Origin of the sequence: Ruania suaedae, assembly GCF_021049265.1 — a bacterium.
GTDB classification, from domain to species: domain Bacteria; phylum Actinomycetota; class Actinomycetes; order Actinomycetales; family Beutenbergiaceae; genus Ruania; species Ruania suaedae.
In genome coordinates this window covers 1,325,190-1,349,921 of sequence record NZ_CP088018.1, presented here as the reverse complement: position 1 = coordinate 1,349,921, position 24,732 = coordinate 1,325,190, and the positions used below count along the sequence as shown (strand labels likewise).

The window sequence follows — 24,732 nt, the reverse complement described above, 5'->3', positions numbered from 1 at the left end:
GCGCCCACCCTGGCACCTCCGGCGGCGAAGGGCCACACTGGGACCATGCCCGAGATGCCCGAGGTGGCCGCACTGGCCGCCTTTCTCACCGAGCGGCTGGTCGGCCGCACCGTGGCGGCCGTCCACGTGCCCGGGATCCAGGCCCTCAAGACGTTCGACCCGCCCCCGCAGGCGCTGGTCGGACGAGCCGTGGACCGGGTGGACCGGCACGGCAAGTGGCTGGAGGTCCGCACCGGTGCCGACCCCGACGGCGATCAGGCGGGGCTGTCCCTGGTCGTCCACCTCGCCCGCGCCGGGTGGCTGCGGTGGCAGGAGAGGGCTCCCGCCACGGTGCCGCGATCGCCCAAGTCGCCGATCGCGGTCCGGGTGGTGCTCGACGACGGCTCCGCCTTCGACCTCACCGAGGCCGGCACCCGCAAGCGGCTCGCGGTGCACGTGGTGCGCGAGGCCGCGCAGATCCCGATGGTCGCGAGCCTCGGGCCGGACCCGCTCGGCGAGGCCTTCACACCCGCGGTCCTTTCCGAGCTGCTCGGCAGACGACGTGCCCAGCTCAAGGGCGTGCTGCGGGACCAGAGCATCGTGGCCGGGATCGGGAACGCCTACAGCGACGAGATCCTGCACGCCGCGAGGCTGAGCCCGTTCGCACCCAGCACCTCGTTGCCGGCCGAGGAGATCGGGCACCTGCACGCGACCATCCGCACCGTGCTCGCGGAGGCTCTCGCCGCCGCGGCGGGCACGCCGGCGGCCCAGCTCAAGGATGCCAAGCGCGCCGGGATGCGCGTGCACGGCCGGGCCGGTCAGCCCTGCCCGGTCTGCGGGGACGTCGTCCGCGAGGTCTCCTTCGCGGACTCGTCGTTGCAGTACTGCGCGTCCTGCCAGACCGGGGGGAAGATCCTCGCCGACCGGCGGATGTCGCGCCTGTTGCGCTGAGTCACCGGACCACCTGCCCTCAGAAGAGCACGGTCGCGTAGGTACCCACCCGGCGCATACCCACCGCGTCGTAGGCGGCGAGGGCCCGGGTGTTGTAGGAGTTGACGTAGAGGGAGACCGTCGGGGCCAGCCGGGCGCGCACCTGCCGGATCACCGCAGCCATGCCCGTGGCCGCATAGCCGCGGCCGCGGTGGTCGGGGTGGACCCACACCCCCTGCACCTGGGCGACCCCGAGCGCGACGGTGCCGATCTCGGCCTTGAAGACGACCTGCGGTCCGTCCTCGCCCGGCTCGATCCATGCGAACGAGCGCCCGCCCTCCACCAGCGCACGCACCCGGCGCTCGTAGCCACCGCCCGCCTGCATCGGTGAGTAGCCGACCTCCTCGGTGAACATCGCCACGCAGGCGGGTACGAGCACGTCCAGGTCGGCCGGGGTACACAGCCGCACCCGCGGCTCCGAGGGCACGAGCGGCTCGTGGTCGATCAGCATCGAGGGCTGCTCCTCGCGCACCTCCCGCGGGGCCGGGCCGCCGGGGCGCAGCTCCTCCCACAGGGCGAGGACGTCCTCGGCCGGCCCCACGATCGAGGAGTACCGCCGCCGGCCGGCCCGGACGGCGTCCGCCACGGCCGGCACCGCCCGGGCGGCGAGGCGGAAGGGCACCACGTTCCCGCCGGTCCAGCAGAGCCCGCCGAGACCCTCGGTGGTGCGCACGTACAACAGCTGCTCCCGGGTGAACGCGTACCGGGGAAGCGCCTCCACGTGCTCGGCCAGGAGCGCGGCGTCGACGGGGTCGGTGCGGCAGAACCGGACCAGCTCAGCGACGTCCGCGCCACGGGCGGTGCTCACCAGCGGCTCGGGTACCAGCTCCGGCGTCCGGGCGCGGGCACCCCGGGCGGTGCGGGGCCGGGGCCAGGAGGGCACGGTGTCGGATCGGATCAGCTGACGGTGACGACCGGGTTGCCGTCTGCCTCGCCCACGCCCATCGCCTCGGCGATCCGGTTCGCCTCCTCGATCAGGGTCTCCACGATCTGGTCCTCCGGCACGGTCTTGATGACCTCGCCCTTGACGAAGATCTGCCCCTTGCCATTGCCCGAGGCCACCCCCAGGTCGGCCTCGCGGGCCTCCCCCGGGCCGTTCACCACGCAGCCCATGACGGCGACCCGCAGCGGGACGGTCATCCCCTCCAGTCCCGCGGTCACCGCATCGGCGAGGGTGTAGACGTCGACCTGCGCGCGACCGCAGGAGGGGCAGGAGACGATCTCGAGCTTGCGCTCACGCAGGTTCAACGACTGCAGGATCTGCAGACCGACCTTGACCTCCTCGGCCGGCGGCGCCGACAGGGAGACGCGGATGGTGTCGCCGATGCCCTGGCTGAGCAGCGCGCCGAAGGCGGTCGCGGACTTGATGGTGCCCTGGAACGCCGGACCGGCCTCGGTGACGCCCAGGTGCAGCGGCCAGTCGCCGCGCTCGGAGAGCAACTCGTAGGCCCGCACCATGACGACCGGGTCGTTGTGCTTGACGGAGATCTTGAAGTCGTGGAAGTCGTGCTCCTCGAACAGCGAGGCCTCCCAGACGGCGGACTCCACCAGCGCCTCCGCCGTGGGCTTGCCGTACTTGGCCAGCAGCCGCTTGTCGAGGGAGCCGGCGTTGACGCCGATGCGCAAGGAGACGCCCGCATCCGAGGCGGCCTTGGCGATCTGCTTGACCTGGTCGTCGAACTTGCGGATGTTGCCGGGGTTGACGCGCACGGCGGCGCACCCGGCATCGATCGCGGCGTAGACATACTTCGGCTGGAAGTGGATGTCGGCGATCACCGGGATCTGGGACTTCCTCGCGATGATCGGCAGCGCCTCGGCGTCGTCGGCCGTGGGCACCGCCACCCGGACGATGTCGCACCCGGAGGCGGTCAGCTCGGCGATCTGCTGCAGGGTGGCGTTGATGTCGGTGGTGGGGGTCGTCGTCATCGACTGCACCGAGATCGGCGCATCCCCGCCGACCTCGACGGCACCGACGTTGATCTTGCGGGTCTTGCGGCGCGGTGCCAGCACCGGAGGGGTTTCCTTGACGGCGGGCATGCCCAGACTGATCGGAACACTCACGGCACCAGTATCACACCCGCATCCGGTGGTTGGCTCCCCCGGACGGCGAGAGATGGCCCACGCCGGCCACCGTGGCGCGCTAGAAGAACCTCACCGGGTTGACGATGTCGGCGACCGCGAGCATGACGCTCATCCCGGCCAGGACGACCACGACGACGTAGGTCAGCGGCATGAGCTTGGCCGTGTCCGCCGGTCCGGGATCGGCCCGCCCGGTGAGCGCGGCGAGGCGGCGCCTGGCTGCGTCGTAGAGCGCGCCGGCGATGTGACCGCCGTCGAGGGGCAGCAGGGGGACGAGGTTGAACACGAACAGCGCCATGTTCAGCGAGGCGAGGATCTCCAGCATGACCGCACCCCGCTCCGGCGTGGTGAGCAGGTCGGTCGCCGCGACCTCGCCGCCGAGGCGGCCGACACCGACGATCCCGATGACGCCCGGATCGCGCTCGGTGCCGCCGAAGGTCGACTGCGCGATCGAGACGAGGCGTTGCGGGAGGGTCAGGACGATCTCGACCGTCCCGGTGAAGACCTGACCCACGTGCGCCGGCACTGCCGAGACCGGTTGCGGAACCAGCTCCTGTCCGGCCCCCACCCCGACGAAGGGCTGCTCGGTCAGCACCAGCTCGCCGTCGGCGTCGGTGGCATAGGCGCCGTTCTCCAGGACCGGACGCTGCGCGAGCGTCGGGGTGAGGGAGAGCGCCCGCTCGTCGCCGTCGCGGTCGACGACCACCTCGACGGTCCGGGTGCCGGTCGCCTCGATCGCAGCGGTCAGGTCCTCCCAGTCGGCCACCGGTGTCCCGTCCCAGGAGATCACCCGGTCCCCGGTCTGCAGCCCCGCCTCGGCGGCAGGCGCCACCGGGTCGGCGTCGGTGCACTCCCGGTCCTGGTCCGCCGGGAGCACGCATGAGGAGACCGAGGCGAGCTGGTTGCTCGCCGTCGGCACCCCGAAGCCGGTCAGCACGATGGCGAACAGCACGAACGCGATCAGCAGGTTCATCAGCGGGCCACCGGCCATGACCACGAGCTTGCGGGGCATGGTGAGCTGATAGAAGGCGAGCCGTCCGTCCCCCGGCCGGATCTCGGCAGAGATCTCCTCGGTGCTGGCCGCGCGGGTCTCCTCGACGATCCCGCTCACCAGGCCGCGAATCCCGGTGCGTCGCTGTCGCGCCTCGTAGCGGGCGTCGTCGGAGACCTGCTCGCGCGCCGGCGGGAACATCCCCACCATCCGCACGTACCCCCCGAGCGGGAGCATCTTCACGCCGTACTCGGTGCCCCGGCGGCGCACCGACCACAGCGTGCGGCCGAAGCCGACGAAGTACTGCGTCACGCGCACCTTGAACAGCTTGGCCGGCACCAGGTGCCCGATCTCGTGCAGCGCGATCGAGACGATCAGCCCGAACGCGATGACGAGAACGCCCCACCAGAAGTCCATGGGATCAGGGTACGGCGCGTACCTGGTGGTGAGAGCCGCTCAGCCCGGCAGGAACTCCCGCGCGCGCTCGCGCGCCCAGGAGTCGGCGGCGAGCACGTCCTCGACCTGTCCGGCCGGGCCGCCGCCGTGCTCATCCACCACCCGGGCGACCAGATCGACGATGCCGCCGAAGGTGAGCCGCCCCGCGTGGAAGGCCGCCACCGCTTCCTCGTTCGCCGCGTTGTAGACGGCCGGCGAGGTGCCGCCCGCACGTCCCACCTGCTGGGCGAGCCGCACGGCCGGGAACGCGTCCTCGTCGAGCGGTGCGAACTCCCACGTGCTCGCCTTCGACCAGTCGCAGGGGGTGTCGACGTCGTGGAGCCGGTCGGGCCAGGACAGCCCGAGCGCGATCGGCACGAGCATCCGGGGCGGGCCCATCTGCGCGATCGTCGAACCGTCGTGGAACTCGACCATGGAGTGGATCTGCTGCTGCGGGTGGACGACGACGTCGATGGCGTCGAAGGGCACGCCGAACAGCAGGTGTGCCTCGATGACCTCCAGGCCCTTGTTGACCAGCGTCGCCGAGTTGGTCGTGATCACGGTGCCCATGGCGAAGTTGGGATGGCGCAGCGCCTGCTGCGGCGTGACGTGCTCCAGCTCGGCCCGGCTGCGCCCGCGGAACGGGCCACCGCTGGCCGTCAGCACGAGGCGGCGCACTTCCGCCTCTCGACCGCCACGCAGGCACTGCGCGATCGCGCTGTGCTCGGAGTCGACCGGCACGATCTGCCCGGGTGCGGCGGCGCGCTGCACCAGCGGACCGCCGATGATCAGCGACTCCTTGTTGGCCAGCGCGAGGGTCGAGCCCGCCGCCAGCGCCGCCAGGGTCGGGCGCAGGCCGATGCTGCCGGTGATCCCGTTCAGGACCACATCCACGGGCTCGCCGGCGAGCTCGGTCACCGCCGGCTCACCGGCCGCCACCTCCGGCGGCGGCCCGGCGGCACCCGCCGCCGACCTCGCCTCGTCCAGGGCCTCCCGCAGCATCGGCAACCGGCTCTCGTCGGCCACGACGACGCGCTCGACCGCAAGCTCGACCGCCTGCCGCGCCAGCAGCGCCACGTCCCGGCCACCCGCCGCCAGCGCCCGCACCCGGAACAGCTCGGGCCGGGCCCGGATGATCTCGATCGCCTGGGTGCCGATGGAACCGGTGGACCCGAGGAGGGTGACCGTCCGCACCGCCGGCGGTCCGCCCGCGTTCACTCGACCGCCAGCAGGACGTCCACGGCGCGGTCGAGGAAGGCGTCGACCGGCCCCTCGGCGTAGGAGCGGGAACGGCTCGCGCGCGGGAAGGTGACGTGGCGCAGTTCGGCGGCGGTGAGCACATGGCCGGAGTCGAAGTAGGCGACCAGCCGGTCCATCACGGCGTCCACCGCGGCGGCGGAGTATCCCCGGCCCCGCTCCGGCGGTGCGAACCGCTCACCCGCGGGACGGACCAGCCGGGGGTAGAGGGTGGTGGCCCGGTCGGCGACCTGTTCCATCCAGGCCTCCTGGCCCCGGGAGGCGATGAAGTCGGCGCGCTCGCGCTGGACGAAGGCGCCCTCGAGCCGGTCCAGGGCCGCGTCGACGGCAGCGGGCTCGAAACCGCCGCGGACGAGATCGAACGCCACCTGGCGCACGTCCTGCGCGCAGACGTCCCCGCCCTCGGCGCCCTCGTAGGAGGCTCTGGCGTCGGCGAAGAAGTCCTCCACCTCGTCCTGGTCGTACCCGGTGGACCACCCCTTGACCGTCGGGAACAGACCCTCCATCGCATATGTCCTCTCTGCCGAAGGCCGTCGGTCCCGGCGCTCAGTCCTGGGCGGCCAGCTGACCGCACGCGCCGTCGATGTCGCTGCCGCGGGTGTCCCGGACCGTGGTCGGGATGCCTGCCGAGCGCAAGCGTGCCACGAACTCGTCCTCGACATGCTTCTCGCTCGCCGTCCAGATCGAACCCGGCGTCGGGTTGAGCGGGATCGGGTTGACGTGCACCCAGCCGCGGCCACGCTTCAGCAGCTCGGTGGCCAGCAGGTCCGCGCGCCAGGCGTGGTCGTTCATGTCCTTGATGAGTGCGTACTCGATGCTGACCCGGCGGCCGGTGGCGTCGAAGTAGGCCTTGGCGGCGTCCAGGGACTCACCGACGGACCACCGGGTGTTGATCGGCACCAGCTGTGAGCGCAGGTCGTCGTCGGGGGCGTGCAAGGAGAGCGCGAGCGTGACCGGGATGCCCACCTCGGTGAGCTTGCGGATCGCCGGGACGAGCCCGACCGTGGAGACGGTGATGTGGCGGGCCGACAGTCCCAGACCCTCGGGAGCCGGCTCGACCATCCGGCGGACCGCGGCGATCACGGTCTTGTAGTTCGCCAGCGGCTCCCCCATGCCCATGAAGACGACGTTGGAGAGGCGCTCGACGCCGGGGACCTCACCGTCGCGGCAGCTGACGGCCGCCCGGCGGACCTGCTCGATGATCTCGGCCGTCGACAGGTTCCGGGTCAGCCCCTGCTGCCCGGTGGCACAGAACGGGCACGCCATCCCGCACCCGGCCTGGCTGGAGACGCACAGGGTGGCACGGGGGGTGGAGCCGGTGTACCCCATCAGCACCGACTCGACCTTGACCCCGTCGAAGAGGCTCCACAGCGTCTTGACGGTGGATCCACCATCAGCCTCGAGCCGTCGGTGCTCGGTCAGCAGGTCCGGCAGCAGCAGGTCGGCCAGCTCGGAGCGCTGGTCCGCCGGGATGTCGGTCATCGCCTCCGGATCGCGGGTCAGCCGCGCGAAGTAGTGCGTGGACAGCTGCTTGGCGCGGTAGGCGGGCTGGCCGGCCTCGCGCAGCACCCCGGCCCGCTCCTCGAGGGAGAGGTCGGCGAGGTGGCGCGGCGGCTTGCCGCGGCGCGGGACGGCGAAGGACAGCTGCGGCCGGTCACCGGCACCACCCTCGTGGCGCGGGAGGACCTGGTTGCGGGACGTCATGGTGACCCATCCTCCCAGAGGCTGCCGGCGGCGCCGGTGGCGCGGTCAGTGCGGTTGCTCACGTCGGGGCGAGCACGAGCAGCAGTGCGAAGACGACCGGACTGGCGAGCAGGATCGAGTCCACCCGGTCCAGGATGCCCCCGTGGCCGGGCAGCATCGTGCCCATGTCCTTCACCCCGAGGTCGCGTTTGAGCAGCGACTCGGCCAGGTCGCCCATGGTCGCCCCGGCGACGGCCCCGACGCCGAGGATCACCCCTGCCCACCACGGGAGGTCGAGCGCCAGCACACTCAGCGCCATCCCGGCGGCGACCGCGAGCACGAGCGATCCGGCAGCCCCCTCCCACGACTTCTTCGGACTCACCGTGGGTGCCATCGGATGGCGGCCGAAGAGCACACCCGCGGCGTAGCCACCGACATCGTTGGCAACCACCAGCGCGATGACCAGCACCACGCGCCACGGACCGTCGTCGGCGGAGAGCATGATCGTGAGGAACCCCGCGAGGAACGGGATGTAGGCCGCCGCGAAGATGCCCGTGGTCGCCTCGCGCAGCGCCACGACGCCGCCGCCGTCGAGCACGCGCCAGACGAAGACACCACCGGAGGTGAGCAGGAACGCGACCAGCAATGCCTCGATCCCTGCCGTGTACGCGGTGACGAGCATGCCGACGGTCCCGACGAACAGCGGCAGCAGCGGCAGGCGCACGTCCCGGGTGCGCAGGGCGCGGTCGAGCTCCCACAGCGCCGTCCCGCACGCCAGCACCGCCAGCCCGAGGAAGACCTCCTTGCGCAGGAAGAGCGAGAGCAGCAGGATCGCGGCCAACCCCACCCCGACTCCGATCGCCACCGGCAGGTTGCGGCCGGCCCGCGAGGGGCGTGTGCCGTCCGTCCCGGGTTCGGCGAGGAGCGCCCGAGGTTCCGGCTCGGCGGCACGCGCGGCCGGCAGGGCGACGCTGCCCAGCGGCATCTGCCCGGTGTCGGCGGTGCGCCGGCTGCGACGGACCGAGGTGGCTGCCGCCAGCTCGACCTCCAGCTGCGCCGAGCGCTCCGCGCGCCGCTGGGCGCGGCGGGTGCGTGCCGGAGGTTCGCTCGCCGGCAGGTCGCGGTCGTTCTCGGGCTCGGTCATCCCTCCTCAGACCTCGAGCAGTTCCTTCTCCTTGCCGGCCAGCAGGGCATCGACCAGCTCGGTGTGCTTCCTGGTCAGCGCGTCGAGCTCGACCTGGGCGCGGTTGACCTCGTCCTCGCCGGCCTCGCCGTCCTTGGCGATCCGGTCCAGCTCCTCCTTCGCCCGACGGCGCACGTTGCGCACCGAGACACGCGCTTCCTCGCCCTTGGTCTTGGCGAGCTTGACGTAGTCACGTCGCCGCTCCTCGGTCAGCTGCGGCAGCACGACCCGGATGACGTTGCCGTCGTTGCTGGGGTTGACGCCGAGGTCGGACTCGCGCAGTGCCTTCTCGACGGCGCTCATCGCGCTCTTGTCGTAGGGGCCGATGAGCACGGTCCGCGCCTCCGGGATGGTGATCGAGGCGAGCTGCTGCAGCGGCGTGGGAGCGCCGTAGTAGTCGACCTCGAGCTTGCTGAACATCCCGGCGTTCGCCCGGCCGGTGCGGATGCCACCGAGGTCCTCGCGGGCGACCTCGACAGCCTTGTCCATCTTCTCCTCGGCCTCGAGGAGGGTCTCGTCGATCACGCTTGCTCCTTGCTGTGCTGGGTCTGCGGTGCCTCGGTGGGCCGCGGGGCGGACGTCACGATGGTTCCGATCTTCTCACCCTTGAGCGCCCCTGCGACGTTGCCGGGCTGGTTCATCCCGAACACGCGCATGGTGAGCCGGTTGTCCCGGCACAGGGCCAGCGCTGTCGAGTCGACCACACGCAGGTCCTGCTGGATCGCCTGCTCGAAGGTGAGCTCATCGATGCGGACGGCCCCGGCGTCGAGGCGAGGGTCGGCGGTGTAGACCCCGTCCACACCGTTCTTGCCGACGAGCACCTCATCGCAGTGCGTCTCCAGCGCTCGCTGGATCGCGACGGTGTCGGTGGAGAAGTACGGCATGCCGGCGCCGGCGCCGAAGATCACCACCCGCCCCTTCTCCAGGTGCCGGATCGCGCGCAGCGGGATGTACGGCTCCGCGACCTGGCCCATGGTGATCGCGGTCTGCACGCGCGTGGTCACCCCGGCCTTCTCGAGGAAGTCCTGCAGCGCCAGGCAGTTCATCACGGTGCCGAGCATCCCCATGTAGTCCGCACGCGCGCGATCCATCCCGCTCTGCGAGAGCTCGGCGCCGCGGAAGAAGTTGCCTCCGCCTACCACGATGGCCACCTGGACACCGGCGCGGGCCGCCACGGCGATCTCCGTCGCCACGGCGGCGACCACGGCCGGGTCCAGACCGACCGACCCGCCGCCGAACACCTCCCCGGAGAGCTTGAGAAGGACGCGCCGGGGGTGGGTGGTGGTACTCATCGAGCTGTCTCCTCCGAAGGTCCGGGTCGAGAGCCGGTCAGGTCCGGCCTCAGGGGTGATGGTACGTCGAGGCTGGCGGACATGGGTGTGGCCCCGACCCTGTCCGGGCCGGGGCCACACCAGTGCGCAGCTGCTGTCAGGATCCGACGCGGAAGCGCGCGAAGCCGGAGAGCGTGCCGCCCGCCTCGCTGACGATCTGGCCGACCGTCTTCTTCGGGTCCTTCGCGAAGGGCTGGTCGAGGAGAGCGACCTCCTTGAAGAAGCCGTTCAGGCGTCCCTCGATGATCTTGGGAAGCGCCTGCTCCGGCTTGCCCTCGTTCCGCGCGGTCTCCTCGGCGATGCGACGCTCGTCGGCGACCTTGTCGGCCGGGACGTCGTCACGGCTCAGGACGGTGGGCGAGAACGCCGCGATGTGCATCGCCACGTCCCGGGCCACCTGGGCCCCGGCCTCGTCGGAGGCGACCAGCACGCCGACCTGCGGAGGCAGATCCTTGTTGGTGCGGTGCAGGTACTCGGTGACCTTCGGCCCGCTCACGCGAGCCATCCGCCGGACCACGACCTTCTCGCCGAGGGTGGCGGCCGTGTCGTCGACGACCGCGGACAGCGGGCGCCCGTCGACGTCCGCGGCGAGCAGCTGCTCGACGTCGGTCGCTCCGGACTCGACCGCGACCGAGACGACCCGGTCGGCGAGGGTGACGAAGACGTCGTTCTTGGCGACGAAGTCGGTCTCGGAGTTCACCTCGACCAGGACGCCCACCTGGCCGTCGGCCACGTCGACGATCGTGGTGGCCACGAGACCGTCCGAGGCCGAGCGGCCCTCGCGCTTGCTCACGCCCTTGAGCCCCTTGACCCGGATGACCTCCTGCGCCTTGTCCAGGTCGCCGTCCGCCTCGTCCAGTGCCTTCTTCACATCGAGCATTCCGGCGCCGGTGCGCTCACGGAGGGTCTTGATGTCAGCGGCGGTGTAGTTCGCCATGAATGATCCTCTCTGAGATCTTCTCGGTCGTCTCAGCCCTGGGCGTTGTCGCCGGCGGGCTCGTCGGTGGCGGGCGCATCGGCGGTCTCAGCGGTGGGGACCACGGCAGGCTCGTCGGCCGGGACCTCGACAGCCTCGGCGGCCGGGACCTCCACGGCCTCCGGCGCAGGAGTCTCGGCCGCAGCCTCCTCGGGAGCCTCGACCACGGGGGTCGACTGTGCCGCGCTCTCGGCCTGCGCCTGCGCCGCCGGGCTCTCCGGCTCGGCGACGTCGGTCGCCGCGGCCGAGGCCGGGGCGTCACCGCTCGTGGTGCCGGCCGCCGGCGTCTGGGCGTTCGAGTCGTCCGTGGCGAGGAGCTCACGCTCCCACTCGGCGAGCGGCTCCGCGTCCGGCGTCGTGGCGGCGCTGCCGCCACCGTGGCGAGCCACGAGGCCCTCGGCGGCGCCGTCGGCGATCACCCGGGTGAGCAGCGTGACGGCGCGGATGGCGTCGTCGTTGCCCGGAATCGGGTAGTCGACCTCGTCGGGGTCGCAGTTGGTGTCGAGGATGGCCACGATCGGGATGTTGAGCTTGCGCGCCTCGGCAACGGCGAGGTGCTCCTTCTTCGTGTCCACGATCCAGACCGCGGACGGCAGCTTGGCCATGTCGCGGATCCCGCCGAGGGTGCGCGAGAGCTTGTCCCGCTCACGGCGCTGCATCAGCAGCTCCTTCTTCGTGAAAGCGCTCGAGGCGACGTCGTCGAAGTCGACCTCCTCGAGCTCCTTGAGACGGGACAGGCGCTTGCTGACGGTGCCGAAGTTGGTGAGCATGCCACCCAGCCAACGCTGGTTGACGTAGGGCATCCCGACCCGGGTGGCCTGCTCGGCGACGGCCTCCTGGGCCTGCTTCTTCGTCCCGACGAACAGGATCGTGCCGCCGTGGGCGACGGTCTCCTTCACGAACTCGTACGCACGGTCGATGTCCTGCAGGGACTGCTGCAGGTCGATGATGTAGATGCCGTTGCGCTCGGTGAAGATGAAACGCTTCATCTTGGGGTTCCAGCGACGGGTCTGGTGCCCGAAGTGGACGCCGCTCTCGAGGAGCTGGCGCATGGTGACGACGGCCATGGCTCGTCCTTCCTGGCGCAGGGCAAGCCTGCGCGTCGGGTGCCCGGCGGACCGGGCACGATCTTGGTTGTTCGTCCAGCAGCCACCGGTTCGGCGGCACTGGTCCTCCTGGTGCTCACGGCCGCGGGCACCGGATCTCTCCGGACCTCGCACCGCGGTCCCCGGCAGGGCCGGTGAGTGAGCGCGCGATGTCAGGCGGTTTGCCCGAGGGCGCACCGCCTGCGGGTCCCATGGTACCCGATCCCGCGCCATTGCCGTCCACAGCAGCGCTGCCGCGGACCGGCCCTCCACAGCCCTTCCCCGGGTGCCCGATGCGCACGCGGGGAGACCGCTGGGATGGTGGGCATGCCGACCCGCCGACCGCTCATCCTCCTCGTGCCGTTGACGCTGGTGCTGCTGCTGATCATCGCCGCAGTCGCCACGGCGGCGCCGGCCACGCCGGCCTCGCCCGCAGCCGAGGGGACCTCAGCCACGCCCCGGTGGGAGTGGCCGCTGCAGCCGCCGCCACCGGATCCTGCGGCCGGCCTCACCCGCGGCTTCGAGCGCCCACCGGCGCCGTGGGCAGCGGGCCACCGTGGCGTGGACCTGCCCGCGGCGCCGGGCACTGCCGTCCACACGGCGGGCGCGGGGCGGATCACCTTCGCCGGCATCGTCGTCGATCGGCCGCTGGTGGTGGTCGAGCACGCAGGCGGCCTGCGCACCTCCTACGAGCCGGTCCGGCCACAGGTCGAGGTCGGGGACGCCGTCGCGGCGGGCGAACGGATCGGATCCCTCGCCTCGGGCGGACACTGCGAAGGCTGCCTGCACTGGGGGGTGCGCAACGCCGCCGGCACCTACCTGGATCCGCTGCACCTGTTCGGTACGCGCGTGCAGATCCGGCTGTATCCGCTCGGCCGGTAGCGGCTCAGGCGCGGGGGTGGGCCTGCGAGAACGCCGAACGCAGTCGCTCCGCGGACACGTGGGTGTAGCGCTGGGTCGTGGTCAGCGACGCGTGACCGAGCACCTCCTGCACCGAGCGCAGGTCGGAGCCTCCGGAGAGCAGGTGAGTCGCCGTCGAGTGCCGCAGGCCGTGGGGGGCGAGATCGCGCACGCCCGCCAGTGCGGTACTGCGATGCACCATGTCCCGGACCTGCCTGACCCCGAGCCGGCCACCGCGCCGGCCCCGCAGCAGTGCTCGCTCGGCCTCTCCGCTGCGCGCGGGCCAGCTCCGGCGCACCGGCAGCCATGCCTCCAGTGCGCGCGCGGCGGGTCCCCCGAAGGGCACCATGCGCTCCTTCCCGCCCTTGCCCAGGACGCGCACCAGCCGCTCGCGCAGGTCGACATCGCCGACGTCGAGCCCCACCAGCTCCGAGACGCGCACCCCGGTGGCGTACAACAGCTCCAGCGCACACCAGTCCCGCACGGCCACCGGGTCGGCCGGCCCGTCGTCGGCGGTGGCGGTGGCGCGGGCCTGGTCGAGGACGGCAGCAGCCTCCTCGATCGCCAGCACGTCCGGGATGGTCGAGTCCGGACGGGGCGCCTGCAGCCGCAGCCCGGGGTCGATGCGCAGGTGCCCGGTTCGGTGCGCCCAGGCGGTGAAGGTGCGCGCAGCGGCAGCCCGGCGGGCGAGAGTGGCCCGCGCCATCCCGCGCGCGGACTGCTCCGCCAGCCAGCCGCGCAGCGCGCTCAGGTCCAGCTGGGTCAGGTCGGAAAGGTGGGAGGTCGCAGGCTCCACGCCCGAACGCCGCGGCAGGGCGGCCAGCAGCGACTCGACATCGGCGAGGTACGCGCGCACGGTGTGCGCCGAGTGTCCCCGCTGCGCGGACAGGAACACCGCGAAGTCGGCCAGCAGTGGCCCATCGCCGTCGCGTCCGGTCCGTGTCGCCACCAGGACAGCCTGCCACGAGACCGCCGGTCCGGCGGGGAGCCGGGGGCGTCCGTGTCGTGCCCCCTTTACATCGATGCACTTTGGAGTACGGTGGTCGGCAAGTGACGTGCATCACAGGCCGTCACGGGCGTATCGCCGGATTGCACTGATCGTCGACCACGAGGACGTGGACCTGATGTCACCACCTGTCACCACCCGTCTGCCGACCGGATCGAGGGCGGCACCCTCGCTCACCCGCCGCTCGCTGCTCACCGGCGCCGCCGGGCTCGCCACGGCCGGGGCGCTGAGCTCCTGCGCCACCTCCGCTGCGAGCGGGACCCTGCCACTGGCGTACTGGCACCTACTCTCCGGCCCGGACGGGGTGACCATGGGCAGCCTGGTCGAGGAGTTCAACGCCGAGCACGAGGACGTCGAGGTCACCCAGACGGTGCTCGCGTGGGGGTCGCCGTACTACACCAAGCTCGCCATGGCTTCCGCCGGCGGCCGTGCCCCCGACGTCGCGATCATGCACGCGGCCCGGGTGCCCGGCTACGCGCCCGGCGGGCTGGTCGACACCTGGGACGCGGACCTCCTGGCGGAGCTGGGCGTGACCCAGGAGGACTTCCCCGACCTGATCTGGGAGAAGAACGTGTTCGAGGGCGAGCTGACCGCCATCGCGCTCGACTCCCATCCGTTCGTCCTCTACTACAACACCGAGATCGCGGAGGCCGCCGGCGCGCTCGACTCGGACGGCCAGCTGGTGGAGGTGAGCGAACCCGAGGAGTTCCGTGAGCTCGCCCGCGAGCTCGGCGCGGTTTCCGGCGACGGCCACGGTCTGGCCTTCGGCTACCTCAACGACGGCTCGAACATGTGGCGCATGTTCTACACCTACTACACCCAGACGGGTGCGACGGTGGAGCTCCCGGTCGGTGGCACCATGCAGTACGACGAGGCGACGGCGATCGACACCCTGGAGTGGATCCTCTCGCTCATCGACGGCGAGATCGGCAATGCCAGCCACGACGGCGGCACCGCGATCTCGGAGTTCGTCACCGGCGGTGCCGGGATGTTCTTCGGCGGGGTCTGGGAGACCGGCAACTACCGCGCGGCAGGGCTGCCCTTCGACATGAAGGTCATCCCGGCCGTCTTCGGACAGCCCAGCGCCTACGCCGACTCACACTCGTTCATCCTGCCGCACCAGGACAATCCCGACGAGGAGCGGCGGCGCTGGGCGCACCAGTTCGTCGCCGAGACCCTGCAGGGTTCACTCGTGTGGGCCGACGCCGGCCACATCCCCGCCTACACCCCTGTGGTGGAGAGCGCCGAGTACGGCAACCTCGTGCCCCAGTCGCACTACGCCGACGCCACGGACGTGCTCGTGTACGACCCGCCGGCCTGGTTCTCCGGATCCGGAGGCGACTTCCACAAGTACTTCGGCGAGTACATCCAGAACGTGTTCATGCGCACCGAGGATCCCCTCGTGGGGTGGAACGGATTCGTCGAGCGCATCAACTCGCTGCTGTCCAAGCCGAGCCCGGTCTGAGGAGGTCCGCGATATGACAACCGCCCCTACCCGGCGCCGCCCTCCGGCGTCGTCGATGCAGACCGAGGCGCGAGAAGGCCTGCGCCTGCGCCGGCGCTCCGAGAACGTGCGCGGCTGGCTCTACTGCAGCCCGTTCCTGTTCTTCTTCCTCATGTTCCTGGTCTGGCCCACGGTCTCCGGCCTGTACATGAGCTTCACCGGTCGCACGCTCACCGGCGCCAACACCGGGTGGGTGGGCGTGGAGAACTACGTCGAAGCCTTCGCCGACCCCGAGGTGTGGTCCTCCCTGGCCAACACCGTCTGGTTCACCGTGCTCTCGGCTGTCCCGCTCGTGGTCCTCGCCCTGCTGCTGGCCGTCCTCGTCAACACCGGGCTCCCCGGGCAATGGTTCTGGCGGTTGAGCTTCTTCCTGCCCTACCTCCTGGCCTCCACCGTGATCTCCCTGTTCTGGACGTGGCTGTTCAACCCCCAGCTCGGACTGCTGAACACGGCGCTCGGCTGGGCGGGGCTGGAACCCATCCAGTGGCTCACGGACGAGAACTGGGCGATGCACTCCGTCGTGATCGCCACGGTGTGGTGGACGATCGGGTTCAACTTCCTGCTGTATCTGGCAGCGCTGCAGTCGATCCCGGACCAGCTCTACGAGGCGGCGGCACTGGACGGCGCAGGCACGTGGCGCAAGTTCATCTCCATCACGTTGCCGCAGCTGGCGCCGACGACGGTGCTGGTGGTGGTCCTGCAGATCCTGGCGTCACTGAAGATCTTCGACCAGATCTACCAGATGACCGGGGGCGGGCCCGCCGGAGCCACCCGGCCGATCCTGCAGTACGTCTATGAGGTCGGATTCACCGGATACCGCCTGGGCTACGCCTCGGCGATCAGCTACATATTCTTCTTCTCGATCATCGCCATCTCCGTGGTCTACACGGTGGCGATCACCCGACGGAGGGTGAAGTGATGACGACCACGACCGCACCGACTCCCCGCTCCGCACGAGCCGATGAGCGCTCGGCCAGCCGGCCCACGATGAAGGCCCCGCGGCGGCGACGACCGATGACCCCCGGGCGCATCGTGGCCCTGGTGGTGCTCGCGCTGCTGGCGCTCCTCTGGCTGATCCCGGTGGTCTGGGCCGTGATCACGTCCTTCAAGACCGAGGGCGAGGCGGCAGCCTCACCGATCACGATCCTGCCTGAGAGCGGCTGGGTGCTCGATGCCTACACCACCACCCTCAGCGCCGGGCTCGTGCCCCGCTGGGCATGGAACTCGCTGCTGACCGCCTCGGCGGTCACCATCATCACCGTCGTCATCTCGGCGTTGGCGGGCTACGCGCTCTCCCGGTTCAACTTCGTGGGCAGCAAGGCCCTGCTCGCGGTCATCATCGCCTCGATCCTGATCCCGGCGCAGATCCTCATCGTGCCGCTGTTCCAGCAGATGCTGCTGTTCAACATGGTCGACACCTACTGGGGGGTCATCCTTCCGCAGGTGATCGCGGCGCCCATGGTGTTCATCCTGAAGAAGTTCTTCGATCAGATCCCCCGCGCGCTGGAAGAGGCTGCGCTCGTGGACGGGGCGAGCCGGCTGCGGATCCTCCTGCAGATCGTCCTCCCTCTCTCGCGGCCGATCCTCGGGGCGGTCTCGATCTTCGTGTTCATCGGCGCGTGGAACAACTTCCTCTGGCCGTTCATCGTGATCAATCGGTCCGAGCTGATGACGCTGCCGGTCGGGTTGCAGACGGTGATCAGTGCCTATGGCATCCAGTACGCAGCGAACATGGCGCAGGCGGTCCTCGCCGCACTGCCGCTGATCGTGCTGTTCGTGTTCTTCCAGCGTCAGATCATCAAGTCGATCTCCACGACCGGCATCGCCGGCACGTGAGGCGATCATCCGCGGCGCCATCGGGGACCGTCGCGGCGCACCCGCCCTGCCAGCTCGAGATACCCCAGCGCCGACCGGACCTGTGCCTCGGCCACCCCGCTGGCGCGGACCAGCGCCTGGACATCGGCGGCGGACCGTGCGGGGAGGGCATCGAGGACCTGGGCCTGCTCCTGGTCGAGATCGTCGAGCAGGCCGGCCGGTACGGCGGGGCGCAGCTCGGGGACCTCACCCGGGGCGGCGAGCAGCTGGAGCACCTCCGCCGCGGCCGTCACGCACTCGGCCCCCTCGCGCAACAACCGGTGGCACCCGGCCGAGGAGGCCGAGGTCACCGGGCCCGGCACGGCCGCCACCGGCCGGCCGATCGTGAAGGCGTGGTGCGCGGTACTCAACGCACCGGAGCGCCATGACGCCTCGACGACCACCGTCGCACCCGCGAGGGCGGCGATGAGCCGGTTGCGCGAGAGGAACCGCTGGCGCATGGGTGAGGTCCCGGGCGGAGCCTCGCTGAGGACGAGACCCTCACGAGCCACTCGCGCCAGCATCTCGGCGTTCGCGGCAGGGTAGAAGCGGTCCAGCCCACCGGCCATCACCGCCATCGCTCGCCCTCTGACCGCCAGCGTGGCCCGGTGGGCGGCCGCGTCGATCCCGAACGCTCCCCCGGAGACGATGACCAGCCCGGCGTCCACCAGGCCGGCCACCAGATCGGCGCTGACGTGCTCGCCGTAGGGGCTGCTCGCCCGGGACCCCACGAGCGCGACGGATCTGCTCGTCAGCAGCGAGGCGTCGCCCCGGACCCACAGACAGTGCGGTGCCTCCGGACCGAGGTCGGCCAGGACGCCGGGCCAGTGCGGGTCACCCGGGACCAGCACGCCGCCACCGAGCCGGTCGATGATCGCCAGCTCGCGCCGGGGATCCAGATCACGCAGCCGCGGCGCCCACCGTGCCACCGCCCGGCGCCACGAGGCCGGCGTGATCTCGGGGTCGAGCCCGCTCACCTCGGCGAACGCTGCCTGGAGTCCGCCCGAGGCGGCCTCGAGCCATCGCAGCGCCTCGACCGGGCCGTGGGCGGCGACCAGCACCCCGGCCGCACGGTCGCGCGGCTCGGTGATCCGGCTCCAGGCCGCCCGCGCCATCAGGTCCGTCGTGATCCGGTGCTCAGGCATGGCGACCTCGCATCCGCAACGACAGCGCCCTGCCGATGTCGTCGGGCCCCGGGTGGTCGCGGCCGGCGAGATCGGCCAGCGTCCACCCCACGCGGACGATGCGGTCCAGGCCACGCAGCGTGAGCGCACCTCGGTCGAGGGCTCGCTCGACCGTCACCAGCGCGCGGCGATCCGCCGCCCTGGTCCGCTCCCGCAGCACCCGCCCGGGCACCTCAGCGTTGGTCGACCAGCCCTGAGCGCACCACCGGGCCGCCTGCCGCCGGCGCGCGTCCCGGACTCGGGCTGCGACGACGGCACTGCTCTCCCCCGCCTCGGCGGACAGCAGATCGGCGCGGGTGACGGCGGCGACCTCGACCTGGATGTCGATCCGGTCCAGCAGCGGACCGGACAGTCGCGAGGCGTACCGTCGCTGGGCGATCGGGCTGCAGGTGCACTGCTCGGCCCGGCCGACCGCGCGGCCGCACGGGCACGGGTTGGCGGCCAGCACGAGCTGGAAGCGAGCCGGGAACCGTCCCGCACCGCGGGCCCGGGAGATGACCAGGCGGCCCTGCTCGAGCGGTTGCCGCAGGCTCTCCAGCACACGCTGGCTGAACTCCGGCGCCTCGTCGAGGAAGAGGACGCCGCGATGGGCCCGGGAGGCAGCGCCGGGGTGCGGGATGCCGCTACCACCCCCGACGAGGGCGGCCTGGGTCGCGGTGTGGTGCGGGTCCTCGAAGGGCGGGCGCCGCATCAGCCCCTGGGCCGGATCGAAGGTGCCGCAGACCGAGTGCACCGAGGTCACCTCGACCGCCTCGGCCTCGGTGAGGTCGGGCAGCAACCCGGGTAGGCGTGCGGCGAGCATGGTCTTCCCCGCTCCTGGTGGCCCGACCATCAGCAGGTGGTGCCCACCCGCGGCGGCGACCTCCAGCGCGTGCCGGGCCTCCGCCTGACCGATCACATCGGCCAGGTCCGGTGGGTGCGCACGCGGCGCCGCGATGGCGACCGGTGGCGCGGGGAGTCCGGCGGGCACGACCGCGCCGGCGGCCCCGTAGACCGTCGCGAGCTCGGCGAGATGAGCCACCGCACTCACCCGGGCACCCGGCACCAGGCGCGCCTCGTCCGCGTTCGCGGCCGGGACCACCACCTCGGGCCGGCCGTGGGCGACCGCCGCCGCCACCGCAGGCAGGATCCCCGAGACGGGATGGACACGGCCGTCCAGACCGAGTTCGCCCAGGTGCACACGCTCACGCACCCGCCCCGCCGGGATCTGGCCCGCGGAGACCAGCGCGGCGACCGCCACGGCCAGATCGTGCACGGAGCCGGTCTTGGGCAGCGAGGCCGGCCGCAGGCTGATCACCAGCCGGCTCATGGGCCACGTCAGGGCGCTGGCGACCACCGCGGCGCGGACACGTTCGCGCGACTCGGCCACCGACGTGTCCGGCAGGCCGATCACCTGCACGTGCGGCAGCCCGGGGGTGAGCATCGATTCCACCTCGACCAGGTGTCCCGTCAGCCCGACGAGCGCGACCGAGGTGGTGATCCCGATCGCCATCAGCCCACACCGCGCAGGTGCTGGACCCGCACGGGCGCGCCCGCCGGGCACCAGATCGCCAGGACGTCGACGCGCAGCCCGGCCGCGTGGACCTCGTGATCGGCCACCCAGTGCGCGGCGAGGCGGCGCAGGCGCGTCAGTTTCGCCGTCGTGACGGCTTCGGCCGGATGGCCGAACGTCAGGGTGCGGCGGGTCTTGACCTCGACGACGACGAGATCCTCGCCGTCCCTGGCCACCAGATCGATCTCACCGAACCGGCAGCGCCAGTTGCGGTCGAGCACCTCCATACCTTCGCGTGCCAGCCACTGCGCAGCCAGCTGTTCACCCGCGCGTCCGATCTCGTCCTTCGTCGCCATCGCGACCACCTCCTGCCGTCAGGGTGATCCTGAACGGCCTGCGGCGTCGGGGGCCGGGCGCGGGGTTGTGGACGCAGCGACCGCGGGCCTCAGCCGGGCAGCTCGAGGTCCTGCTTCGCCAGCTCCTCCACGTTGACGTCCTTGAACGTCACGACGCGCACGGACTTCACGAACCGGGCGGAGCGATACACGTCCCAGACCCAGGCGTCGCCGAGTGTGAGCTCGAAGAACACCTCCCCGCCTGCCGAGCGCACCTGCAGATCGACATGGTTGGCCAGGTAGAAGCGCCGCTCCGTCTCCACGACATAGGAGAAGAGCCCGACGACGTCCCGGTACTCGCGGTAGAGCGCGAGCTCCATGTCGGTCTCGTAGTTCTCCAGGTCTTCGCTGCTCACAGGACCATCATGCACTCTCCGCCGGATCCGGCGCTCCCGGCGGGTGGTCGCCGGCGAGGTCCGGCAGCTCCAGCGGCAGGGGTGCGGCGACAGGGCGAGGCCCGGTGGGCAGCGACCAGCTGCGCCGGTGCCAGTCGCAGGCACCTACCCGGCCCAGCGCCCGGAGATGCTCCGGCGCCGAGTAGCCCTTGTTCGCGGCCCAGCCGTAGTCCGGGTACTCGGCGTGCGCGGCCACGAGCATCGCGTCTCTCTCGACCTTCGCCAGCACGCTCGCCGCAGCCACGGCGGCGCAGCGCAGATCGGCCTTGACCTGCGTGCGCACCGGCGGCGTGGCGCGCTCGGGAGGCGGCAGGTGGGCCGGCGTGGTGAGCCAGTCGTGGGAGCCGTCCAGGATGATCGCACCGGGCTCGACGCCATCGGCGGCCAACCGGACCAGCGCTCGAGACCCAGCCAGGCGGAGTGCGGCGATGATCCCGACGCGGTCGATCTCCTCCGGGCTCGCGTGCCCGACCGCGCAGGCCACGGCCCAGCGCCGGATCGGTCTCACCAGTCGCTCGCGCACCGGCACGGCCAGCAGCTTGGAGTCGCGCAGGCCGGACGGGATGCGGCCGGTGGTGACATCCACGACCGCGACACCGACCGAGACCGGTCCGGCCAGTGCCCCGCGGCCGACCTCGTCCATGCCCGCCACCAGCGGTGTCTGCGCGAGCAGTTCCCGCTCCAGCTCACGCCCGGGTGGCCGCGTGCTCACGAGGGGTCGGGTACGTCGGCGAACGTCTCGTCGGGGTCGGTCAGCCATGTGATGCGATCCAAGGGCCAGGTGATGACGAAGGCAGTACCCACCACGTTACGCACCGGCACGAACCCGCCGCCGACGGACCCGCCGTTGAAACGGGAGTCCTTCGAGCGGGGCCGGTTGTCGCCGAGCACGTACAGGTGGCCGGCGGGTACGACCACGTCGAACTCGACATCGCTGGGGGCGGCGCCGTCGGCCACGTAGGGTTCGTCGATCGGCTGGCCGTTGACGACGATCTGCCCCTCCTCGGAGCAGCAGACCACGTGATCACCGGGCAGACCGACCACCCGCTTGATGACGTGCTCGTCGGCGTGCTGGGGCAGGACCCCGACCCAGGTCAGGACCTGCTCGAGGGCGTGCGGGTCCTCCGGCGGCGCCGAGGCCAGCCACCCGCCCGGATCGAGGAAGACCACCACGTCACCGCGCTCGAGGTCGAACGGCCCGGGCGTGAGCTTGTTGACGACGAGCCGGTCCCCGATCTCGAGGGTGTGCTCCATCGACTCGCTCGGGATGTAGAACGCCTGCGCCAGGAAGGTCTTGATGACCACGGAGAGCACCAGCGCCGCGACGAGCACCACGACGGTCTCCCGCAGGAAGGCCACCACCGGGTGATGGCGGCGCCGGCGCGACCGCTCGCGCTGCGACGACGGGGAGTCCTCGCCGGAATCGGGTGTGGACGCCTCCGCCTGCTCGTCCCCCTCGTCCCGCTCGCGCGAATCCTCGGAGCCGTGCTCGCTCGCCATCTTCCGCCGTTCTCCTCGAGCGGGGCCTCCCCCGCGAACCTTGGGCACATCGGTGCCCGGTCGAAGGTCAGGAGGAGGGGGTCTCGCGACGCTCGCGGATCCGGGCGGCCTTGCCGTGGCGGTCACGCAGGTAGTACAGCTTGGCGCGGCGCACCACGCCGCGGCTGGCGACCTCGATGTGGTCGATCGTCGGGGAGTGCAGCGGGAACGTGCGCTCCACGCCGACGCCGAAGGAGACCTTCCGGATGGTGAAGGTCTCGCGCACACCGGCTCCGGAACGGCCGATCACCACGCCCTGGAAGACCTGGATACGGGAGCGGTTGCCCTCCACGACCTTGACGTGCACCTTGAGGGTGTCACCGGCGCGGAACTGGGGGATGTCGCTGCGCAGCGATGCGGCGTCGACGGCGTCCAGGGTGTTCATGATCGTGTGCCTCTCCGCGACTGCCACAGGTCACCCGCGCTCGTCCGGGCGGCTCTGGGCCGCCGAGTCTGATGGGGGCGCGCTCAGTGGGCAGAAGACCGGTGGCTCCCCTGTGGCAGAACCCCCGCGAGCCCACGCGCGACGGCCCCAGTGTGCCACAGCACGAGGGGCAGGAGAAACTCCTCAGCCCGCAGCACCGGTCAACGTGCGCTCCATCACGTAGTCCGACTCCCGGCTGGCCCCGACGAGGAACTGACGTACTCCGGCCCGCGCGAAGCCGTGCTTGCGGTAGAACCGCTGCGCGCGCTCGTTGCCCTGGTTCACGCCGAGCCACACCGCGCCGACACCGCGCCGCCCGGCCGCCTGCAGCGTTGCGCTCATGAGCTCGACCGCCGCGGGCGTGCCGTGGTGCTCGGGCAGGACGTAGCACTTGCTCAGTTCGGCGCCGGCCTGCTCGGAGACCGCGGCGAGGACATCCTCGGCGGCCGGGCGCCCGTACACGAGCATCGAGTAGCCGACGATCGCGCCGGCGACCTCGACCACGAGCACGTCCCGGTCCCGCGCGCGCACGTGGCGGCGGAAGGTGGCGGCGTCGAGGTGATCGGCGACGAAGGCGTCGGCGTCGGCGGCGGCCAGGTGAGCCGGGCACGCGAGCGGGAAGGTCTGCGCGGCCACGTCGGCGATCGCGTCGGCGTCGACCCCCGTGGCAAGCCTCGCGCGCGGCGGGGCGTGACGGGCGAGGAGGTCCGGACGCCGTCGTGCGGTCCGTTCGACGGCTCGCGCCCGGCGCCAGGTGGCGATGCGCCCGTGGTCCCCGGAGAGCAGCACGTCGGGCACCTCGAGGCCGCGCCACGAGGCCGGCTTGGTGTAGACCGGGTACTCGAGCAACCCGGCGGAGCCGTGGGACTCCTCCACCAGCGACTGCGGGTTGCCGATCACCCCGGGCAGCAGCCGGGCCACCGCCTCGGTGATGACCAGCGCCGCGACCTCGCCGCCGTTGAGCACGTAGTCACCGATGGAGACCTCCCGCACGGTGGCGTCCCCGTGCTGGGCATAGTGCTCGGCGACCCGGGCGTCGATGCCCTCGTAGCGCCCGCAGGCGATGGCCACCTGACCACCCGCGCACACCAGCAGCGCCAGCTCCTCGGCCATCGTCTGGGTGAACCGCTCCCCCGCCGGTGTGGGCACCAGCACGGTGCGCGAGTCGGCACCGGTCCGCAGCACCTCGTCCAGCGCCGTACCCCAGACGTCGGGTCGCATCACCATGCCCGCACCGCCGCCGAAAGGCGTGTCGTCCACCGTGCGATGACGGTCGGAGGTCCACTGCCGCAGGTCGTGCACGCCGACGTCCAGCAGACCGTCCGCCCGCGCCCGTCCCACGAGGGAGAGCTCCAGCGGGGCGAGGTAGCCCGGGAAGATCGAGACGATGTCGATCCGCCCGTTCATCGCTCCTCCTCACCCGCGAGCAGCCCCGGCGGGGGGTCGATGACGATCCGGCCGCCGGCGACGTCCACTTCGGGGACGATCTGCGCGACGAACGGCACGAGGGTGCGGGCTCCTCGTGGCTCGGCCAGGACGAGCAGATCGTGCGCCGGCGAGTGCTCGATGCCGGCGATCACGCCCAGCTCGCTGCCGTCGGGGCGCACCGCACGCAATCCCTGGAGCTGGAAGGGGTACCAGGCCTCGTCCTCGACGCCGCCGGGCTCCGCGTACAGCTCGACCCCGCGCAGGCCCTCGGCGGCAGTCCTGTCGTCGATGCCCTCGAACCTCAGGTGGAGGTGCTGCTGCTGCCGGCGGAAGGCCGCCACCCGCACGGGGCCGTGATGGACCGGATCGGTGATCAGCTCGCTGCCCATGCCCAGGCGGGAGTCGGGATCGTCGGTACGGGCGATGACGCGCACCTCACCGCGCAGACCGTGAGGCGCGCCCACGGTGGCCACGCGCAGGAGGCGGGGGCCGGGATCGGTGCCTGCGTCGGTGCCTGAATCATTGCCGGTGCTCACGGGGTCAGCCATCTCTCCATGGTGGTGGGCAGCGCCGCACGGGCGTCCGGGGCGGTGGCGCCGACGGCCTGGGCGGACATGCCTCA

Annotated in this window: 26 protein-coding genes and 1 pseudogene; 5 read left to right on the top strand and 22 right to left on the bottom strand. The window is 71.7% G+C overall.

Going from position 1 to position 24,732, the window contains the following annotated elements; translation table 11 throughout:
* Positions 1-45: 45 nt before the first annotated feature.
* The gene (locus tag LQF12_RS06195) at positions 46-930 is read left to right on the top strand and encodes an Fpg/Nei family DNA glycosylase (protein ID WP_231055097.1); all 885 of its coding nucleotides are present in this window, start codon (positions 46-48) and stop codon (positions 928-930) included.
* 19 nt (positions 931-949) lie between these two features.
* On the opposite strand, the gene LQF12_RS06190 is transcribed toward LQF12_RS06195, so the two are convergent.
* The 11 genes from LQF12_RS06190 to rpsB form a co-directional block, all read right to left on the bottom strand.
* Positions 950-1,852: a GNAT family N-acetyltransferase gene (locus tag LQF12_RS06190; protein ID WP_231055096.1), complete on the bottom strand. Its 903-nt coding sequence runs from the start codon at positions 1,850-1,852 to the stop codon at positions 950-952.
* Between the two features lie 14 nt (positions 1,853-1,866).
* Positions 1,867-3,006 (bottom strand): flavodoxin-dependent (E)-4-hydroxy-3-methylbut-2-enyl-diphosphate synthase, encoded by a 1,140-nt coding sequence (gene ispG / locus LQF12_RS06185; protein WP_231055539.1) that lies wholly within the window; start codon positions 3,004-3,006, stop codon positions 1,867-1,869.
* Positions 3,007-3,109: 103 nt separating this feature from the next.
* Positions 3,110-4,456: a M50 family metallopeptidase gene (locus tag LQF12_RS06180; protein WP_231055095.1), complete on the bottom strand. Its 1,347-nt coding sequence runs from the start codon at positions 4,454-4,456 to the stop codon at positions 3,110-3,112.
* A gap of 39 nt (positions 4,457-4,495) precedes the next feature.
* Positions 4,496-5,668, bottom strand: a complete 1,173-nt coding sequence (dxr, locus tag LQF12_RS06175; RefSeq protein WP_231055094.1) for a 1-deoxy-D-xylulose-5-phosphate reductoisomerase — start codon at positions 5,666-5,668, stop codon at positions 4,496-4,498.
* A gap of 20 nt (positions 5,669-5,688) precedes the next feature.
* Positions 5,689-6,237: a DivIVA domain-containing protein gene (locus tag LQF12_RS06170; protein ID WP_231055093.1), complete on the bottom strand. Its 549-nt coding sequence runs from the start codon at positions 6,235-6,237 to the stop codon at positions 5,689-5,691.
* Positions 6,238-6,277: 40 nt separating this feature from the next.
* On the bottom strand, positions 6,278-7,435 hold the full coding sequence (gene rlmN, locus LQF12_RS06165) for a dual-specificity RNA methyltransferase RlmN (protein WP_231055092.1): 1,158 nt from the start codon (positions 7,433-7,435) through the stop codon (positions 6,278-6,280).
* A 58-nt stretch (positions 7,436-7,493) separates the two neighbouring features.
* Positions 7,494-8,558, bottom strand: coding sequence for a phosphatidate cytidylyltransferase (locus tag LQF12_RS06160; protein WP_354004702.1), 1,065 nt, complete (start codon positions 8,556-8,558; stop codon positions 7,494-7,496).
* Positions 8,559-8,564: 6 nt separating this feature from the next.
* Positions 8,565-9,122, bottom strand: coding sequence for a ribosome recycling factor (gene frr, locus LQF12_RS06155; RefSeq protein ID WP_231055091.1), 558 nt, complete (start codon positions 9,120-9,122; stop codon positions 8,565-8,567).
* Positions 9,119-9,889, bottom strand: a complete 771-nt coding sequence (gene pyrH, locus LQF12_RS06150) for a UMP kinase (protein WP_231055090.1) — start codon at positions 9,887-9,889, stop codon at positions 9,119-9,121. Before pyrH ends, frr begins: the two co-directional genes overlap by 4 nt.
* Positions 9,890-10,025: 136 nt before the next feature.
* On the bottom strand, positions 10,026-10,865 hold the full coding sequence (gene tsf / locus LQF12_RS06145) for a translation elongation factor Ts (protein WP_231055089.1): 840 nt from the start codon (positions 10,863-10,865) through the stop codon (positions 10,026-10,028).
* Between the two features lie 32 nt (positions 10,866-10,897).
* Positions 10,898-11,971 carry a 30S ribosomal protein S2 gene (gene rpsB / locus LQF12_RS06140; RefSeq protein WP_231055088.1) on the bottom strand — a complete coding sequence of 358 codons (1,074 nt, stop codon included), beginning with the start codon at positions 11,969-11,971 and terminating at the stop codon, positions 10,898-10,900.
* A 345-nt stretch (positions 11,972-12,316) separates the two neighbouring features.
* Between rpsB and LQF12_RS06135 the strand changes: the two genes are divergently transcribed.
* On the top strand, positions 12,317-12,871 hold the full coding sequence (locus LQF12_RS06135) for a M23 family metallopeptidase (protein WP_231055087.1): 555 nt from the start codon (positions 12,317-12,319) through the stop codon (positions 12,869-12,871).
* A 4-nt stretch (positions 12,872-12,875) separates the two neighbouring features.
* On the opposite strand, the gene LQF12_RS06130 is transcribed toward LQF12_RS06135, so the two are convergent.
* On the bottom strand, positions 12,876-13,838 hold the full coding sequence (locus LQF12_RS06130) for a tyrosine-type recombinase/integrase (RefSeq protein WP_231055086.1): 963 nt from the start codon (positions 13,836-13,838) through the stop codon (positions 12,876-12,878).
* Positions 13,839-14,013: 175 nt separating this feature from the next.
* On the opposite strand from LQF12_RS06130, the gene LQF12_RS06125 reads away from it, so the two are divergent.
* Genes LQF12_RS06125 through LQF12_RS06115 form a run of 3 tightly spaced genes read left to right on the top strand, consistent with a single transcriptional unit; the run spans position 14,014 to position 17,235 of the window.
* A complete protein-coding gene (locus LQF12_RS06125) occupies positions 14,014-15,360 on the top strand; it encodes an extracellular solute-binding protein (RefSeq protein WP_231055085.1) in 1,347 nt (448 codons plus the stop codon).
* 13 nt (positions 15,361-15,373) lie between these two features.
* Positions 15,374-16,318, top strand: a complete 945-nt coding sequence (locus tag LQF12_RS06120; RefSeq protein ID WP_435531223.1) for a carbohydrate ABC transporter permease — start codon at positions 15,374-15,376, stop codon at positions 16,316-16,318.
* Complete coding sequence (locus LQF12_RS06115) at positions 16,318-17,235, top strand: carbohydrate ABC transporter permease (protein ID WP_435531222.1); 918 nt, start codon at positions 16,318-16,320, stop codon at positions 17,233-17,235. The genes LQF12_RS06120 and LQF12_RS06115 overlap by 1 nt, the downstream gene beginning before the upstream one ends.
* A 5-nt stretch (positions 17,236-17,240) precedes the next feature.
* Here the strand turns inward: LQF12_RS06115 and dprA are convergent, their stop codons facing one another.
* The 10 genes and pseudogenes from dprA to rimM form a co-directional block, all read right to left on the bottom strand.
* Entirely contained in the window at positions 17,241-18,398 is a 1,158-nt protein-coding gene (gene dprA / locus LQF12_RS06110; protein WP_231055084.1) for a DNA-processing protein DprA, read from the bottom strand.
* Positions 18,391-19,929: a YifB family Mg chelatase-like AAA ATPase gene (locus tag LQF12_RS06105; RefSeq protein ID WP_231055083.1), complete on the bottom strand. Its 1,539-nt coding sequence runs from the start codon at positions 19,927-19,929 to the stop codon at positions 18,391-18,393. Before LQF12_RS06105 ends, dprA begins: the two co-directional genes overlap by 8 nt.
* Positions 19,929-20,294: a YraN family protein gene (locus LQF12_RS06100; protein ID WP_231055082.1), complete on the bottom strand. Its 366-nt coding sequence runs from the start codon at positions 20,292-20,294 to the stop codon at positions 19,929-19,931. Before LQF12_RS06100 ends, LQF12_RS06105 begins: the two co-directional genes overlap by 1 nt.
* Positions 20,295-20,374: 80 nt before the next feature.
* Entirely contained in the window at positions 20,375-20,680 is a 306-nt protein-coding gene (locus tag LQF12_RS06095) for a DUF2469 domain-containing protein (protein WP_231055081.1), read from the bottom strand.
* A 7-nt stretch (positions 20,681-20,687) separates the two neighbouring features.
* Complete coding sequence (gene rnhB, locus LQF12_RS06090) at positions 20,688-21,431, bottom strand: ribonuclease HII (RefSeq protein WP_231055080.1); 744 nt, start codon at positions 21,429-21,431, stop codon at positions 20,688-20,690.
* Complete coding sequence (gene lepB, locus LQF12_RS06085) at positions 21,428-22,219, bottom strand: signal peptidase I (protein WP_231055079.1); 792 nt, start codon at positions 22,217-22,219, stop codon at positions 21,428-21,430. The genes rnhB and lepB overlap by 4 nt, the downstream gene beginning before the upstream one ends.
* A 67-nt stretch (positions 22,220-22,286) precedes the next feature.
* Entirely contained in the window at positions 22,287-22,643 is a 357-nt protein-coding gene (gene rplS, locus LQF12_RS06080) for a 50S ribosomal protein L19 (protein WP_231055078.1), read from the bottom strand.
* A gap of 183 nt (positions 22,644-22,826) precedes the next feature.
* Positions 22,827-23,318, bottom strand: a complete 492-nt coding sequence (locus tag LQF12_RS06075; protein ID WP_290370752.1) for a GNAT family N-acetyltransferase — start codon at positions 23,316-23,318, stop codon at positions 22,827-22,829.
* Positions 23,316-24,089, bottom strand: a pseudogene (gene trmD, locus LQF12_RS06070) (tRNA (guanosine(37)-N1)-methyltransferase TrmD); the annotation flags it as partial. The pseudogene trmD and the gene LQF12_RS06075, both read right to left, overlap by 3 nt.
* A complete protein-coding gene (gene rimM / locus LQF12_RS06065) occupies positions 24,086-24,658 on the bottom strand; it encodes a ribosome maturation factor RimM (RefSeq protein ID WP_231055077.1) in 573 nt (190 codons plus the stop codon). The gene rimM and the pseudogene trmD, both read right to left, overlap by 4 nt.
* Positions 24,659-24,732 lie beyond the last annotated feature (74 nt).